This window comes from Rheinheimera sp. UJ63 (assembly GCF_021568285.1).
Taxonomy (GTDB): domain Bacteria; phylum Pseudomonadota; class Gammaproteobacteria; order Enterobacterales; family Alteromonadaceae; genus Alishewanella; species Alishewanella maricola.
Map to the genome: position 1 here is coordinate 418301 of NZ_JAKGTQ010000002.1, position 16912 is coordinate 435212.

A 16912-nucleotide genomic window follows, 5' to 3' on the forward strand; every position below is an offset into this window, starting at 1 on the left:
AGTGCGGTCAGAGGTCTGAGCTCTTACCGGTTTCTGAGTGTGGTCGGAGGAGATAGCTCAGCGCATTCGGGTGCTTAGGTGATTAGCGATAAGTGATGTCTTTGTACATGGGCGCAAGTAGGGCTAATAACTGATTTTGCGCACTGATGCTAATCTGTTGTTGTTGCATCACGTCAATTAAGTTTTCGACTAACGCATCGTAATGCGCCAAGGTAATGTTAAAGCCGGTATGGCTTTCTTGCATGGTGCCACCAGTATATTCACAAGGGCCGCCGCTGATATTACACAGCTGCTCGGCTAATAATCGGCGAAAACGTGCAATATCGGTATCGGCAAAGTGATGCACGATGCGTTGATCTTGTTCAATTTTTTGCAATAAACCATCGGTAATGGCGGCAATACCCGGCTCACCACCGAGTTGTTGATACAAGCTAGGTTGGGGGTGTTGGCTACAAGCCGTCAACAGTAACGCGAAAACTAAGGGGGTGATGGTGCGCATTACCAGGCTCCTTCTACTGAAATATAATAACCTTGTTGCTGATCAAAACCGGCAATACTGCCAAGGTCGACATAGCCACCGACCACCGACACATGCTTATTGATAAACCACGCGACAAACAGATCGCGCCAATGTTGCTCGGTAGCAAAGTTTAATTGATCAGGCTTTTGTTTAAATTCAATGCCCAGTGCCACGTTATAATTCAGCAAAACTGCCGCTGAACCTTCAAAGACAAACTGGTAATTGTTATCGCTAGCACTGCCAAAGCCGAGTAAACCGGTTTGGTTAGCTTTAGTGGCACGCACTGTGCCGTTTAGCAACAAATTGCGCCCGGCAACTTGGTCAAACAACACTTTACTGGCAGAAAAATAAACATCGACACCACTATCATCACGAGCGCCAACCGCTTGCGGTAAGCCAAAATCACGGTGTTTTTTATACTGTAAGCCAACGCTGATTTGCGGCCAAGCCGTATACAGCAGTTCTCCGGCGATATGGTATTTAACACCAAAGACATCTTGGCGTAATTCACCGCCAATGCTATCTAGTTTGAAGGTTTGCCGGGCAACCGACCATTCCCATTTATTGTCATAACTGACGCTGGCACCAAACACATTTAGCGTGAAATCATCAACACCGACGCGGCTCGTAAAAGCGGTGGCGCTCCACTCATCACTGCTGCCATAACCGTTAATCACTGCCCACGGCACAATACCGCCGCCAGCACTGCCTTCAATGCTACTTGCACCGCCTGTCGCCACGATTTTGCTGCCGGCAACACTGCTCGCGCTGGCAAGTAGGCAACAAAGGGCTAATGTAAAACGCGTGATCATAGTGTATCTCCAGACTACACCCAAAGTGGCAGCTGCTTAGGCTGTTCCCCCAGGCGTTTTTTTAGCATAAATAAACTTAACTACCAAAGCCGCGCTTAGGTGCACTGGGCTTTTCATTGTCTTCGATGGCTAAGGAAAAGGTGAGATGGCCCGTTTCATCTGGCGTAACCACTTGCTCAGCTAAAGCCTCAACTTGCCATGGATGCCAGATTTTGAAGCGAAGTTCACCCGCAGGTACCTCAGGGAACTGTGCTTTACCTTCCTTATCGGTGACGAGTAACAGCGGGCTTTCACCTATATAGATATAAGCCAGCATATAATCATGAATATTGCAGCCAAGAACCACGATCCCGGGCTCGTCAAATTGAACGGGCGCTTCAGGCTTACCGGAATACAGCTGGATCTCAAAGGTTTTAGCACTAGAAAAAGAGTAAACGTGATGTCGGGTTTTGTCGCGATTGGGAAAGTCGATCAGATTACCTTGTTGAATCGCGGTAACAAAGGGCACAAATACAAGATCTTCTTGTGCGACATGCGCTATCTTCGCTGCGGTGGTCGTTTTAAAATCAGGGCTGATAATTTCAATCACCGCATCGGCCAGCGGTTGGTTAGTCTGATCTAACACGGTAATGCTGACACCTTGGCTTTGAGAAGCAAAGCTAGCAAAAACAAGCGTCAGTATGCCTAGTAGTGAGGAATGAAATTTCATGTTGGACACTTTTTTAGTGGGATCTGGTTTTTACTTTAAACTACGGCTGGCTTAAATTCAATTTTCTCCCTAAATCATTAGGTTATCACCGCCTTTTTTAAAAGAGTTCATCGGTTATTAATATAACAGGGCTATACTTTAACAATATTGAGGAATTTTCCGCGGTTGACGCGAGCAAGGAAGGGGTATGTCTAGGGCTTCGTCTTTATTTACTCGGCTGTTTGGGCAGCTCAGCTGGGCTGCACCGGCTTGGTTAGCCAAGCTACAACAACAAGCGAAAGCGAAGCCGAAGCGTTTTGGTGCGGCTTTGCTTATTGTGTTGTTGGCGTTAATGAGCCTAGCGTTATTGACTCGCTATTATTGGCAACTGCCCAAAGCACCGCAGGTGTTAGCGCAAGTGATCGCGCCAAGCCAAGGTGAGATAGTACAACAGGTAGAACAACCCACGCCGTTATTATTGCGCTTTTACCAAGAAGACCCCGCCAGCGATAACGCGCAACTTGCCGATGTTAACCCCGCCCGGATCAGTTTACCGATAGCTACTGCAAACTTAAGCGCAGCAAAGCTGACTTTAATAGGTGAAAGCCTGGCGGTAGGGGATACGCTCACACCCGCCATTCAGGGCCAGTGGCAATGGCTGGATGATAACCAATTACAGTTTTTACCCGAGCAAGCTTGGCCAGCGGGTCAGCGTTATCAGATCACACTGCCTAAAACCTGGTTTGCCGACAAGATAGCTCTCGCTACCCGCAAATGGTCATTCGACAGTCCGGCCCTTAATGTTGCCATAGAACAACTGCAGTTTTATCAAGATCCCGAGCAGGTTTCGGTGCGACGCATTTTAGCCACGCTGGCTTTTACTCATGCGGTTGAGCAACAAAGCTTGCAAAAAGCGTTGAGTTTAAACTTGCCGCAAAGCGGAGAAAAAGTGGGCAGTAAAGCGCAGTCTGTTGCTTATACCCTGCAAAGTGCTGAGCAAGGACGGGTTTGGTATCTGCAAAGCGAACCGATTAGTTTGCCTAAGCAAGCACAATTTTTAACTTTCGAGCTCGCCGCTGGCGTTAAAGCGCAGCATGGTCAAGGCCGCACGCAAGAGGCGCAACAGCAGCAAGTGTTGATCCCCGATCAAGCTACGGTGTTGCAGATCAGTGATGCGCAATTGCAATTAGTGCGTAACGCCCAAGCGGAGCCTGAGCAAGTATTGCAATTGAGCCTGACTGATCGGGTGCGTTTTACTGATCTGACGGCACATTTACAGTTATATCTATTACCGATACATCCGGCGAAACGCACTTGGACGGCCGCAGAGTTAACGCCGGCCACCTTAGCGCAAGCCCGGTTATTGCATTACCAGCTAGAGCCGGGGGCTTTTGCCCATCAACAAGATTTTGCCATTAAATTGGATTTACCGGCGAAGCGGCAATTGGCGGTGATGATTAAGGCGGGTTTACCCGGTTTAGATAATTATCAACTAAGCCATACCTATCAACGCGTACTGACGCTACCGGATTATCCAAAAGAAGCGCAGATCAGTGGTGAGGGTGCGGTATTAATGTTATCCGGTGAGCAAAAGCTGCAACTGGTCAGCCGCGGCTTACCACAGTTAAAAGTGCGATTGGCTAAGGTGTTACCGCAACATCTTAATCATCTTATTAGTCAAAGTGGCGGTGATATCAGCAACCCCTTTTTTTACAATCGCAGTTTCGGTGCGGAAAACCTTGCGGCGATCACCGAGCAGATCTTTGAAATCAATAATCAGACACCCCAAAAAAATCAGTTTTTAAGTTTAGATTTAAAACCTCATCTGCAGCGTGAAGGCATGGGCGTGTATTTTGTAGAGCTATATCAACACGATCCGAAGTATCCGGATTGGTTAGGCGAAGCATTAGATAAGCGGCTGGTGTTGGTCACCGATTTAGGCTTGATGGTGAAACACCAACAAGACAGTAGCCAAAAAATCTTTGTGATGTCTTTAGCCAGCGGCAAGCCGGTGAGTGGTGCCAAGGTGCAATTGCTTGGGCGTAATGGCTTGGCGGTATACAGCGGCATCACCGATAAGCAAGGCCATGTGGAGCTGGGTGTGACTAATGGCTTAAAAGAGGCGGAGCAGGCCACCGTGTATTTGGTCCAGCACACTGAGAACGGTCGCACCGACAGTACGTTTATTCCGTTTAATCGTTACAGTCGACAACTCGATTATTCGCGCTTTGCGATTGATGGCGAGTATCAGTCGGGTAATGCGGCTCAGCTTAAAGCCTTTATGTTCAGCGATCGTGGCATTTACCGGCCGGGTGAAACGGTGCAATTAGCCAGTATTATTCGCCGCAGTGATTTAGCACCGGTAACAGCCAAAAACCTCAGCTTACAATTGCAAGTTAACGGGCCACGAGGCAATGCGCTGCATCAGCAAAAATTCACTTTATCAGCGCGTGGTTTACAAAGCTTTCAGTTAGACACCGCTAAGTTTAGCGATACCGGTGAATATGATGCCCTCATTATGTTAGTGGATGCGCAAGGCCGGCATCAACAAACACTTGGTGATGTCAGTTTTCAACTAGAAGAGTTTTTACCCGACACCCTAAAAATAAGTAGTCAGTTTAATCAACAGGCAAAAGGTTGGTTATTGCCTGAGCAATTAAGTTTAGCATTGCAACTCGATAACTTGTTTGGCAGTGCCGCGCAGCAGCGGCGTGTGGCTGCTCGTTATGTCTTGATGCCCAGCGCATTTCAATTTGATGCTTATCCAGATTATCAGTTTGGGATCCCAAATGAGCAGAGCTTAGTTGCGCAGCGCGAGAATTTAACCGAGCAACAAACCGATAGCGCTGGTCAGGTGACCTTTAGCTTACCGCTGCAGCGTTTTCAACAGGGCCATTGGCAATTGCAAGTGTACGTTGAAGGGTTTGACAGCGCCGGTGGGCGGGCAGTGCAGCACAGTAATGGCGCGCTTATCGCGACTAGCCCAGTATTAATTGGCATGAAAGCCGATGGAGCGCTGAATTTTTTAAAGCAACAGCAAGCTCGGCAATTACATTTTTTAGCCATTAATCAACAGTTAACTTCGTTAGCACAAGACAACTTAACGCTAAAGTTAGTGCAAAAAACACCGTTATCCAGTTTGGTGAAACAACCCGATGGTACCTTGCAATATCAAACGGTGTTGCAGCAAAAGGTCATAGCAGAGCAAGACTTCAGTATTGCCGAGCAAGGGCAAACTTATCAGTTGAATACCGAGCAACCTGGCGATTATCAGCTGCAGCTGTTTAATACGGCAGGTGAGCTGGTCAGTCAAACCGATTACACTGTGGTCGGTAATGCTAATTTGACCGCGCAACTCGAGCAAAATGCCGAGTTACAACTGAAACTCAGCAAAAGCGATTATCAGCCGGGCGAGTGGTTAGAGTTTAGTGTAACGGCACCTTATACCGGTAGTGGTTTAATCACCATTGAAACAAACAAGGTCGTCGCCTTTCGCTGGTTTCAAGCAGACAGCAGCCACAGCATGCAGCGCATTCAAATACCGGCAGACTTGCAAGGTAATGCTTATTTAAATGTCAGTTTTGTGCGCGCAGCCGGTGCGCCTGAGTTGCTGTTAAGCCCGCTTAGTTATGCGGTGCAACCCTTTAATATTGCTCGTGCTGCCAGAACCTTGCAGCTTAACTTAACGGCACCGGCGTTGATCCAGCCCGGGCGAGAATTTAGCTTTAGCTTAAGCAGCGATCAGCCCGCCGATGTGCTGCTGTACGGTGTCGATGCCGGTATCTTGCAGGTAGCCGCTTACGACTTACCCGATCCACTGGCGTTTTTCTTACAAAAACGTGCCTTACAAGTGCGCAGTATGCAGATGCTTGATCTTATTTTACCGGAATTTAGCGCCTTACAACGTTTAACGGCAGGCCCTGGTGGTGATACTGAAAGGATAATGCTTTCGGCGGCTCGATTGAAAAGTGACACCAATCCGTTCGCCCGTCGGGTGGAACAACCTGGCGTCTTTTGGTTAGGTGTGGTGAAAACCGATGCTAATGGCAGTGTGCATCAGGCGCGATTACCCGATACCTTTAATGGCACGGTGCAATTAATGGCCGTGGGGGTCTCTGAGCAGGCGTTAGGAGCGACTCGCCAAGACGTGTTGGTTCGTGGGCCCTTTGTTCTGCAGCCCGATGTATTAACGGCTGTGGCACCGGCAGATGAATTTGAGATCAGTTTGTCGATCAGTAATATGCTCGATGGCTCAGGTAAGGCGTTACCGTTAGAGGTTAAGACAACGGTGAGTCAAGGCTTAACCTTGCTCAGTGAGCCAACGCAAAGTATTACTGTGGAAGAAGGCGCTGCACAGGTTCTGCGGCTGAAATTAAAGGCAAACGAGCAACCTGGCGAAGCCTCAATTCGGTTTAGTGTGGCCACGGTTGACGGTCAGCAGAGCAGTCAACGAGAGTTGAGTTTAAGTATTCGCCCGGCACAGCCTTATTTGCGGCAATTGCAGTTTGGTTACAGCAAAAGTGGGCAGCAACAACTGAATGCTACGGCCTTGTTGCCGGTATTGGCTGAGCGGCAGCTTACGGCGGGTAGCAGCCCGTTACTATTGGTCGACCGTTTAAGTCATTACTTGGATACTTATCCGCATGGTTGTACCGAGCAGATGGTTAGCCAAGTTTTTCCTTGGATCCCTTTGGTTAAACAAGCGCATTTCCAAGCGCAGTGGCCACAATTAAATGAAAAGTTTGCTAAGCTGCTGCAAGCCTTAGCCGAACGGCAACAAGCCGATGGTGGCTTTGCTTTTTGGCCAGGTCATACCCAAAGCGCAGATTTCCCCTCGTTGTATGTGATCCAGTTTTTACTGGAAGCGGAGCAGCAAGGTTTTGCCGTGCCACATTATATGCTGGAGCGGGCGCTGCATTATTTACGGACCTTAAGCCAAGGCGCTGGTGCTAATCTTTATCAAGCGAGATTACGCGCGCAGGCGATTTACTTGTTAAGCGTAAAAGGCGAGCAAGTCAGTAATGCCTTAACACACCTGCATGAACGCTTAACACGGCAGCATGAACAGCGTTGGCAATCAGATATTTTGGCGGTGTACATGGCGGCCAGTTATCAAATTTTACAGCAACCTAGCTTAGCGCAAAGTTTGTTGAAGCCTTATCAAGCGGGCAAAACCTCGTTACTTGAGCGCGACTACAAGCCGGTTAATCACTTGCCACAGCCTTTTGCTAACCCTGAGTTTCAATCGCAGTTTAACTTAGATAGCCAGTATCTGTTGTTATTAGCGCGGCATTTCCCAGAGCAGGCTGCACAGCTTAGTAGCGAGCAACTGTTAACACAGCTCGAGCCATTATTTGCGGGCGATTATCATACGCAAGCGGCGGCTTACAGCATTTTGGCGTTAGCGGCTTATGCTGATATCAAGCCAAATACCGTATCGGTATTACCGACGTTATTAGCCGACGGCGAAAAGTTAGCGCTGTTAGATAACTGGCCTTATGCGCGTGCCACCACGGATAAAGCCTTACAGCAATTTAGCTTAAATGCAGCTTACCCATTGTTTTATGCCTTATCAGAGCAAGGCTATGCGGCGCAATTACCGAGCAAAGCCCGTGCAGACGGTGTTGAGCTGGTGCGTGATTACCTGAACAGTGAGGGCGAGAAAATCACCCGTGCGCGCCAAGGGCAGCTGTTAACCGTGCGTTTGCGGCTGCGTAGCTTAACGGGTGCTACCATCAGTAATATGGTGATTACCGATTTATTACCGGCCGGCTTTGAGGTGGTGCGCAGCTCAGTGCCACGGCAAAGTGGCCTATGGCAGGCCGATTATATGGACATTCGTGAAGATCGCGTGCTGTGGTACGGCGCTATTGCAACGCAAATGACCGAGCTGACTTATCAGGTGCGTGTTAGCACCGCCGGTCGTTTTACGGTGCCGGTGGCCTCGGCTGAAGCCATGTACGACAATCGTGTGCGCGCTTACACGCCAGCCGGTCAGCTTGAGGTGAGTGCCTATCAAGCTGATCCAACTCAACCTTAGTTGTACGCAACGGATGACCGCTAATACGCTGGGGCACTGTCAGTGATGAGGCTTAGGTTAAAACAGCTGTGGCGTCAGAAAATAGCGCGCGGGTTGGTCTTACTCGCGTTATTGGCGTTGTTTTGGTATGGCTTACCCTTGTTTACGGCCAAACCGCAGCTGTATGCCCAGTATGCACAAAGCCAAGCGGTTTTTGCCGCAGGCGGCCAATTGTTAGCACTGCGTCCGGCAACGGATGAACGTTATCGGTTACGGCTGGCGCTAACCGATATGGCCCCAGCGTTACAGCAAGCCACCTTGTTGTATGAAGACCGACGCTTTTACCAGCATTTTGGCGTGGATCTGCTAGCGTTAGCACGAGCGTTTTCGCAAGGGGTACTGAAGGGGGGGCGGCGGCAGGGCGCTTCCACCATCACTATGCAATTAGCTCGTTTGCATTACGGAATTGACAGTCAAACTGTGCTGGGCAAATTACAGCAAATTGGCTTGGCCTTGTATTTAGAGCGGCATTTCAGCAAAGATGCCATTTTAGAAGCCTATTTAAATTACGCCCCTTACGGCGGCAACATCGAAAGCGTTGCTGCCGCTAGCCTAATTTACTTTGGCAAGACTGCCGCTGAACTCAGCACGGCTGAAGCCTTAGCGCTGGCGGTGATCCCACAAAACCCGCTACAACGTAACCCTGAGCGGCAAAACGGCGCGGCACAACTTGAAGCAGCGCGAGCCCGGTTACTGCAAATATGGCAACAGTATTATCCGTTAACAGCAAGTGAGCAGCAGTTATTGCAGATCCCACTTCGTTTTAAACGCCGCTCCGACTTGCCTTTCACCGCCCCCCATTTTGTGCAAGCACTGGCTGTGCAACAACCCAGTGGCCAGTTACACAGTAGTTTAGATTGGCATTTACAGCAGCAAGTGCAGCAACGGGTCGACAGCTATTTGCGCCAGCAACAGCGTTTAGGGCTGCGTAATGCCAGCGTACTCGTGGTGCACCGCCCAACCATGCAGATCAAAGCCTATATCGGCTCTGCCGATTTTTATAACCGCGAGATAGCGGGGCAAGTCGATGGTACCGCGGCACTGCGTTCACCAGGCTCAGCCTTAAAACCTTTTATTTATGCCTTAGCGTTACAGCAAGGGCATATTCACCCGAAAAGCCTATTAAAAGATCTACCGCAGCGTTTTGGCCTGTTCAGCCCAGAGAATTTCGATCGCCGTTTTCAAGGCCCGTTAACCGCCACGGCAGCCTTGGTGCAAAGTCGAAATGTGCCGGCGGTCACGTTACAAGCAAAGTTAGCACAACCTGATTTTTACCAATGGCTCGGGGCTAACGGGGTTCGCTTACCGCAAGACGCCAACTATTATGGTTTAGCCTTAGCTCTGGGCGGAATGGAGTTGTCGATGCAGCAAATGGTGCGTTTATATGCCATGCTCGGCAATCAAGGGCAGTATCGTGATTTGCAGTGGCTTGCCAGCGATGCGACTACCAAGGTTGAAGTGACACAACACGCGAGCATAGAGGCTAAGCCGTGGGGGGGAACAGCCAATCACCCCCAAGATGTTGTTGAGATAACCGCCCATGAACTAAAGAGGGTAGCAGCAACGGAGAATAACGCCGGCTTATTGCCCGAGGCGGCGTTTTTAACCTTACAGATGCTCAGTAGTCAGCCCGCCTTACAAAATGCGCGTTTAGCTGCGCTGACCGATAGCCCGCCAATCGCTTGGAAAACCGGCACCTCTTATGCGTATCGCGATGCTTGGACTCTGGGGCTCTATGGTGATTACGTGGTGGCCGTTTGGCTTGGCAACTTTGATGGCAGTAGCAACCCGAATTTAGTGGGGCGCACGGTAGCGGCACCCTTGTTTTTTTCGTTATTACCGCTGCTCGGTGAGCAACAACACGCGAATCAGCAGCTGTTTGCGGTGTCGGAAAAGCTTAACTTACGCCAAGTTGCGCTGTGTCGGCAAAGTTTTCAATTACCCAATCGCTTTTGCCCTGCCACTGAGCTGGGTTGGGTGATCCCTGGCGTATCACCGGTTGCTTTGTCAGAGTTACATCGGCCAGTACCGATTTTTCGCGCTTCAGGCTTGCGTGCTTGTTACCATCAACCGCCTTTGACCGAGTTACAGGTATTTGAGTTTTGGCCCTCTGATATTGCGGCCTTGTATCAGCAAGCAGGTGTGCGTTTACAGCAACCGCCCGCTTACGCCAGCCCATGTTCACAGTTAACCCAAAGCCAAGCACAACCGCCGCAGATTGTGTCGCCCCAAGCGGGTTTAACCTATTTTGCCCAAGCCGGCCGGCCATTAGCCTTACAGGTGCGCTTAGATGGCGCCGCCACACAGAGTTATTGGTTTGCCGGTAAGCGTTTTTTAGGGGCGGTTGGCGCGAATGAAACCTTATTTTGGTCAGCCAGTGCCGGAGAATATCAGTTACGGGTACAGGATGATTTAGGCGGCAGCAGTGAAATTACGTTGAACGTGCAATAATTATGGGCAAAATGGCATGAAGCGCCTTTGAAAAAGCAGTAAACTAATCGCCTTTACCAAATTGCATGCTGCGTTAGCAGCAATGTGTACTTTCGCCAAGGGGTTACCGCAGCACTGGGCAGGTTAATGCTTTGGTTTTGTGGGTTTTCCGCTGCTGGTTTCTGCTAATAAAAGGTTAGTTTCATGCGATTTTTAACTGTTGTTATGCTGCTGTTGTTAGTGTCTTGCGCTAAACCCGAACAAACCGAGTCGACGGCAAAAGACGCCGCACAGACCAGCTTGTTAATTATTTCAATTGATGGTTTGCGTCACGATTATTTGCAACTGCATCAAGCACCGACTCTCTCTAAGCTAGCCGCAGCGGGCGTGCAGGTGAAACAGTTACAACCGGTCTTTCCAAGCAAAACCTTTCCTAATCATTATTCTTTGGTAACTGGTTTACACCCAGAAAAGCACGGTATTGTTGATAACTCTATCTATGATCCGGCAACGGGCCGTATGTTTGCCTTAAGTAAGTCCGAGGAAGTCGGGGATGGTTTCTGGTGGCAGGGTGAGCCTATTTGGATCACGGCTGAGCGCCAAGGTAAGATGGCGGCCACTTATTTTTATCCAGGTACCGAAGCGGAAATCAATGGCCTGCGCCCAAGCTATTGGTTTCCCTATGTGCATAATACGCCAAATCGTCAGCGTACCCAGCAAGTGCTTGATTGGTTAGCGTTACCTTATGCTGAGCGCCCTAAGGTGATTACGTTATATTTCAGCGATGTGGATTCAGCCGGGCATGATTTTGGCCCCTTATCCGCACAAACGGCACAAGCCTTAGCCGATGTGGATGCTGAGATCGCCTATTTGATGCAAACCTTAACCGCTCGCGGTCAAGCTGATGAGTTGAATCTGATTATCAGCTCAGATCATGGCATGGCCGAAGTGGATCAGCGCAAGCATATTGTGGCGGATCAGTTATTCTCAGCCGATTTAGCGTTAAATGTGCGGCTTTCACGTGAGTTGATCAGTATTTTCCCGAAAGAGGGCGCAGAAGATACGTTGTATCAGCAAATTGCTGAGCGTTATAACCCAGAGCAGATGCGCTTATATCGTAAAGCTGATTTCCCAGCGCGTTTTCATTACCAGCAGCATAGCCGTATCGCACCGATTTTTTTACTGGCTGAACAGCCGTGGATTTTCGTGCGGCAAAGTGCTTTAGCCCGCTTGGAAGCCGATCCCACTTATTTAGATCCGCGTGGTAGCCATGGTTATGATAATAGCGAGGCGGATATGCAAACGACCTTGATTGCTGTGGGCCCGGCCTTTAAAAAAGCCACCGCCGTCGAGAAGCTTAGTATGGTTGATATCTATAATGTGATGGCTGCGGTATTGCAAATTGCACCGGCCCCGAATGATGGTGATCCTGCAGCCGTAGCTTTGATGCTGGCTGAGGAATAATATTGTGCAGTGTGCCCATTTTATAGCAGGTCGTTGTCAGTCCTGCCAATGGTTAGCTCAGCCCTATGCCACACAACTGGCCAACAAACAGCAGCAGTTAGTAGATGTATTGGCTGCTTTTACGCCGTTTCAGTTATTAGCGCCCATCGCCAGTAGCGAACAGGGGTTTCGTTATAAAGCCAAAATGGTGGTGCTTGGCACGGCAGCAGCCCCATTGCTGGGGATTGTTAATCAGCAAAACGAAGCGGTCGATTTGGCCGATTGCCCGTTGTATCCAGAGCGCTTTGCTGATGTATTTGCCGCCATTAAAGATTTTATCGTTTTAGCTAAACTGCAGCCTTACCAGGTGCAGCAGCGCCGTGGTGAGCTGAAATTTATTTTACTCAGTCAAAGCCAGCATAGCGGCCGTTTTATGCTGCGTTTTGTGCTGCGTTCAAAAAATCATTTAGCGGTCATTCAAAAGTATCTACCGCGCTTGTTAGCGCAAGTACCCGCTCTAGCTGTGGTCAGTATTAATTTGCAGCCACAACCTGCCGCGCTGTTAGAAGGGGCACAAGAGATTGTGCTTACGGCAGAGCGCTTGCTGCGCGAGCAATTAAACCAGGTGCCGTTGTATTTATCACCCCAAAGCTTTTTTCAAACCAACCCCAGCTTAGCGGCGGCGCTATATGCTACCGCCGCAACTTGGGCGGTTGAGTTACAGCAACAAGGTGAGCCACTTGAACAGATCTGGGATTTGTTTTGTGGTGTCGGTGGCTTTGGGCTGCACTTAGCAAGTCAATTAACGGCAGTAACAGGGCAACAACCCAGGTTAACCGGCATTGAAATTGCCGCCGCTGCGATAGCCAGTGCCGAGCAAGCGGCCAGCGAGTTGGGGCTCACTCAGGTGGGTTTTCAAGCGTTAGACTCTGCGGCCTTTGCCCATGCCGCCGCACAGGCGCCTGATTTATTGGTGGTTAACCCACCTAGGCGCGGGTTAGGTGACGCTTTATGTGCCGATATCACACGGTTACAACCGCGTTTTATGCTGTATTCCAGTTGCAACGTACACAGTTTAGCGGCTGATATAGCGCGGCTAAAAGACTACCGCTTAGTCAAAGCTCAGTTGTTCGATCTGTTTGCTCATAGCAGCCATGCCGAGGTGCTGACCTTATTAATTCGGCGCTAATGCTTGCCTTAGTGGCTTAGCGAGTAAAGCCAATGCGAAAACCACCCCAGTGTTTACCGGCCACATAGATTGGAACCGAGAGATCGTGCATGATCTCTCCGGTATCACGCTTGTACGTTTGTAACAACATCGCTTCGGTATTACTGCCACAGCGGCTGCCCGTACGATCATTAAAAATGCGTTTGGTACGATTTTGCAGTAAGTCTTTTTGATAATTACCGGTTAATGCTTGGCTAAATTTACGATTATGCGTAGGGAAATAACCTTTACGGTCGACCGCCCCTGCATAGGTTACGTTGGCATGCCGAGCCAAAATGGCTTCTTGAATGGCCGGGAAGGCGTGATCGGTAAATTTATCATAGTCGGTATGGTATTTTTGCGGGTTGGTATTCGCAATAGGCTGATATTGCTCGGCAAACAATTGTTGCTGGCTAAATTTACCCTGACTGATCGCTTGTTGCAGTAACTCGCCAATGGCGCTTGCCGCTTGTTGTGCTTCTTGTAAGATCGGTTGATAAAAAGCATCGTGTTGTTGCTGGCTGAGGGCACGATAAATGGTTTCGGTTTCTACCGAGACATCAATAGCTTGACTGGCAATACTGCCGCCTTTTTGCTCGATAGCCTGCAGTGCTTGGCTGATATTACTGATAGCGCTACTGATCTGCACACTGTTTTGTTCAAGATCGGCACTGAGGTGTTCAATTTGGTTTAAAGTGGTAGAGGATTGACTGACTTCCTGACTGATATGCTGCACGCCGCTGGCGACATCTTGTAACTCTAACTGCACCTGATGGCTGGCTTCTTCTAATTGGGTCATCAAATTTGCCGTATGCGCGCTTTGTGAGCGAATATCGGCCAGCATACTGCCAATATCTTTGGTGGCATTCGCCGTTTTGCCAGCTAAAGCTCTCACTTCATCGGCGACCACGGCAAAACCGCGTCCTTGTTCACCTGCTCTTGCCGCTTCAATGGCCGCATTCAGTGCCAGTAAATTGGTTTGCGCTGCGACATTATCAATAACTTGAGTAATGTGCTGAATTTTATCCGCATTGCCGCGCAGGGCAGACAACTCGTGCGCCGCATGGCTAACGGCTTGGGCAAGCTGTTGAATTTTATCCACACCGGATTGTAATTTCTGATCCGCTTGTAAACTGGCACTGGCGGTTTGCGTCAGCGCAAGGTTGATGGTTTGCAAATTATGATTCAGTTTACTGCTGGTGTCGGCCACTGCGCTGGTCGCGTTGGCAATTTGCTGGCTATCTTGACCACTTTGTTGGATATCTTTAATTAAGCCATCAATATAAAATGACACTTCAGCGGCACCAATGGCCATTTTTGAGGTGGCAGTTGAAATGTCATTTAATACCGGCTGATGCGTTGTCTTTGTTTCAAGCGGCGAGTCGGGTGGCACTGATTTCGAGACGGCATATAAATAGAAAGCGGTAAGTAAAAAAGACAGGCCGACCGCTACCTTGGCATAGTCTAGCCAGAGTAACAGCAGTTGACTGAGTGCTAACAGCACTAAAAACAGCAGGTGATGTGTCAACTTTAGCGGCATGATGACTCCCAGTTATTTTTGATATGATTAAGCAGATTCGGTAAAAGCGTTAGCAAAGTCAATGCGTGCCCAGTGCGCTGCGACTAAAGTATAGCCAAGCGGTTGTTTTATACTAATAATGACGCCCAATGATGAGCCGTTTTTTTTTGTCGCCATCAACAACGGCACGATTAAGGCGTTGGGTCGCATCCCCATTGAGTAAAAGGTAGACGTTTTGGTTTATTTCTCATTATTTTTAACTGGCTTTATCGCGGCTACGCTATTTCCGGCCTCTTCAGAGTTGCTGCTGCTGGCTTTACTGCAACAGGGGCATGTCGCCTTGTTGTTGTGGCTTAGCGCCACCTTAGGCAACACTTTAGGCTCTTGCGTGAATTGGTGGCTTGGCCAAAAACTACGTTTATACCAACATAAACGCTGGTTTCCAGTATCGACAAGCCAATTAGCGCGTGCCGAGCGACTGTTTTTGCGTTATGGCCGCTGGAGTTTGTTGTTATCTTGGCTGCCGGTAGTAGGCGATCCCCTAACGATGATCGCCGGCGTGTTAAAGATGCCTTTTTCGATATTTTTGCTGTTAGTGACCATGGGTAAGGCTTTGCGTTATGCGGTGTTGATCCTGCTAGCACTGTCCTTTTTTTAAGCTAAGCGCTGCGCTAACGCTTTTTCTGATGGCATTATGCCGGCAGATCCGTCATCATTAACCTTATTATTGACAGTATGGGATAGACACATGGAATACCAATTATCGGCAGAAGAGTTAGCACGCATTACGGCGCTTGATGCAGAGCAGCGTTACGACTACTTTATTCAAGCCGTTGCAGATTTACAGCAGATCTGGATCCTAACAGATGATGAAGGTTTTGTTTTAGTCAGTGCCGAAGATGAACGTTGTATCCCAGTATGGCCTCACCTTGAGTTAGCTGAGCAGTGGATTGAAGGCGAATGGTCAAACTGCCAAGCGCAAGCCGTTGATTTAGAAACCTGGTTAAACAAGTGGACTGAAGGCTTAAATGGCGATGAGTTAAGTATTGCCGTATTGCCAGACGCGGATGGTCCAGGTGTGGTAGTTTCGCCAGATGAAATGGCTGAAACGCTGGTTGATGAAACAAGCGACGACGCGTAAAACTGTTTTTCATTAGGCCTTGTTTTGCTTAACGATGATAATTAAGCCGCAATAGGTAGACACTTTACTACTGCGGCTTTAACACTTAGTTGGCTAATTCATTACCGTTAAAACTGCCGCTGGCATAAGCTAACAAGTTTTCACTGGTAATATGGCTAATTTGCTGTAACGCTTCTTTGGTAAAAAACGCCTGATGCCCAGTAATTAATACATTGGAAAAGGTTAATAAGCGCTTAAACACTTCGTCATCAATCATCTGCTCTGATAAGTTCTCAAAGAAAATATCCGCTTCTTGCTCGTACACATCTAAGCCTAAATAACCAATTTTACGATTTTTCAAACCATCGATAACGGCTTTAGTGTCAATTAATGCACCGCGGCTGGTATTAATCAGCATCACGCCTTCTTTCATTAAATTAAGGCTGTCGGCATTAATGATATATTTGGTTTGTGGTGACAGCGGGCAGTGCAAACTAATAATGTCACTTTGCTGATAAAGCGCGGTTAAGCTGGTGTAATGCTCGGCAAATTCCGGATCAGGTTTAATATCATAGCAAAGCAGTTTGCAACCAAACCCTTTTAAGATCCGAGCGGTTGCCAGCCCGATGCGGCCAGTACCAATGATGCCCACCGTTTTACCGTGCATATTAAAACCTAATAAACCGTCTAAGGCGAAATTGTCATCGCGCACGCGGTTGTAAGCTTTGTGTAATTTGCGATTAAGCGTCAGCATCATAGCGACGGTATGTTCTGCAACTGCCTCAGGCGAGTAGGCGGGGACCCGTGCGATGCGAATGCCTAAGGCTTTGGCGGTGTCTAAATCGACGTTGTTAAAGCCGGCGCAGCGCAGTGCAACCATTTCGATGCCCATCACTGACATCTGCTCTAACACTGGCGCAGATAAATCATCATTAACAAAGGCACAGATAGCATGGCAGCCCTGCGCCAGTTTAAGGTGTTCTAGGTTAAGTCGGCTTTCAATATAGTGAAATTGAAGACTGGGATCGGCCCATTGGCTGAACCCTTCTTTATCGTATTTTTTGGCACTGAATACAGCGACTTTCATCGGCAAT

11 protein-coding genes are annotated in these 16912 nt (G+C 48.8%); 6 read left to right on the forward strand and 5 right to left on the reverse strand.

The features are described from left to right. Window positions 1–82: 82 nt before the first annotated feature. The 3 genes from L1N97_RS07990 to L1N97_RS08000 form a co-directional block, all read right to left on the reverse strand. Entirely contained in the window at window positions 83–499 is a 417-nt protein-coding gene (locus L1N97_RS07990; RefSeq protein WP_226750118.1) for a group I truncated hemoglobin, read from the reverse strand. Further along, window positions 499–1332 carry a DUF3034 family protein gene (locus L1N97_RS07995; protein ID WP_236129423.1) on the reverse strand — a complete coding sequence of 278 codons (834 nt, stop codon included), beginning with the start codon at window positions 1330–1332 and terminating at the stop codon, window positions 499–501. The genes L1N97_RS07990 and L1N97_RS07995 overlap by 1 nt, the downstream gene beginning before the upstream one ends. Window positions 1333–1408: 76 nt before the next feature. Beyond that, complete coding sequence (locus L1N97_RS08000; protein ID WP_236129424.1) at window positions 1409–2041, reverse strand: methylamine utilization protein; 633 nt, start codon at window positions 2039–2041, stop codon at window positions 1409–1411. A gap of 187 nt (window positions 2042–2228) precedes the next feature. Here L1N97_RS08000 and L1N97_RS08005 point away from each other — a divergent pair, with 187 nt between their 5' ends. The 4 genes from L1N97_RS08005 to rlmC all read left to right on the forward strand — a co-directional run bounded on the left by L1N97_RS08005 (window position 2229) and on the right by rlmC (window position 13161). After that, a complete protein-coding gene (locus L1N97_RS08005; protein WP_236129425.1) occupies window positions 2229–8060 on the forward strand; it encodes an alpha-2-macroglobulin in 5832 nt (1943 codons plus the stop codon). 45 nt (window positions 8061–8105) lie between these two features. Next, the gene (gene pbpC / locus L1N97_RS08010; RefSeq protein WP_236129426.1) at window positions 8106–10550 is read left to right on the forward strand and encodes a penicillin-binding protein 1C; all 2445 of its coding nucleotides are present in this window, start codon (window positions 8106–8108) and stop codon (window positions 10548–10550) included. Window positions 10551–10733: 183 nt separating this feature from the next. After that, a complete protein-coding gene (locus L1N97_RS08015) occupies window positions 10734–11993 on the forward strand; it encodes an alkaline phosphatase family protein (RefSeq protein WP_236129427.1) in 1260 nt (419 codons plus the stop codon). 4 nt (window positions 11994–11997) lie between these two features. Next, the gene (gene rlmC / locus L1N97_RS08020) at window positions 11998–13161 is read left to right on the forward strand and encodes a 23S rRNA (uracil(747)-C(5))-methyltransferase RlmC (protein WP_236129428.1); all 1164 of its coding nucleotides are present in this window, start codon (window positions 11998–12000) and stop codon (window positions 13159–13161) included. 16 nt (window positions 13162–13177) lie between these two features. Here rlmC and L1N97_RS08025 read toward each other — a convergent pair whose 3' ends face one another. Further along, window positions 13178–14719: a methyl-accepting chemotaxis protein gene (locus L1N97_RS08025; protein ID WP_236129429.1), complete on the reverse strand. Its 1542-nt coding sequence runs from the start codon at window positions 14717–14719 to the stop codon at window positions 13178–13180. Window positions 14720–14933: 214 nt separating this feature from the next. Here L1N97_RS08025 and L1N97_RS08030 point away from each other — a divergent pair, with 214 nt between their 5' ends. Both L1N97_RS08030 and L1N97_RS08035 read left to right on the forward strand, forming a co-directional pair. Next, a complete protein-coding gene (locus L1N97_RS08030; protein ID WP_236129430.1) occupies window positions 14934–15356 on the forward strand; it encodes a YqaA family protein in 423 nt (140 codons plus the stop codon). Between the two features lie 90 nt (window positions 15357–15446). Further along, window positions 15447–15839: a DUF2750 domain-containing protein gene (locus L1N97_RS08035; RefSeq protein WP_229584294.1), complete on the forward strand. Its 393-nt coding sequence runs from the start codon at window positions 15447–15449 to the stop codon at window positions 15837–15839. 85 nt (window positions 15840–15924) lie between these two features. Here L1N97_RS08035 and L1N97_RS08040 read toward each other — a convergent pair whose 3' ends face one another. Next, a complete protein-coding gene (locus L1N97_RS08040) occupies window positions 15925–16905 on the reverse strand; it encodes a 2-hydroxyacid dehydrogenase (RefSeq protein ID WP_236129710.1) in 981 nt (326 codons plus the stop codon). Window positions 16906–16912 lie beyond the last annotated feature (7 nt).

Bases quoted from the DNA above. Each gene is read 5' to 3' on its own strand.
- L1N97_RS08040 (WP_236129710.1), bottom strand. From the start codon at position 16,905: ATGAAAGTCGCTGTATTCAGTGCCAAAAAATACGATAAAGAAGGGTTC.
- L1N97_RS07990 (WP_226750118.1), bottom strand. From the start codon at position 499: ATGCGCACCATCACCCCCTTAGTTTTCGCGTTACTGTTGACGGCTTGT.
- L1N97_RS08015 (WP_236129427.1), top strand. From the start codon at position 10,734: ATGCGATTTTTAACTGTTGTTATGCTGCTGTTGTTAGTGTCTTGCGCT.
- L1N97_RS08005 (WP_236129425.1), top strand. From the start codon at position 2,229: ATGTCTAGGGCTTCGTCTTTATTTACTCGGCTGTTTGGGCAGCTCAGC.
- L1N97_RS08000 (WP_236129424.1), bottom strand. From the start codon at position 2,041: ATGAAATTTCATTCCTCACTACTAGGCATACTGACGCTTGTTTTTGCT.
- L1N97_RS08035 (WP_229584294.1), top strand. From the start codon at position 15,447: ATGGAATACCAATTATCGGCAGAAGAGTTAGCACGCATTACGGCGCTT.
- L1N97_RS07995 (WP_236129423.1), bottom strand. From the start codon at position 1,332: ATGATCACGCGTTTTACATTAGCCCTTTGTTGCCTACTTGCCAGCGCG.
- L1N97_RS08025 (WP_236129429.1), bottom strand. From the start codon at position 14,719: ATGCCGCTAAAGTTGACACATCACCTGCTGTTTTTAGTGCTGTTAGCA.
- pbpC (WP_236129426.1), top strand. From the start codon at position 8,106: ATGAGGCTTAGGTTAAAACAGCTGTGGCGTCAGAAAATAGCGCGCGGG.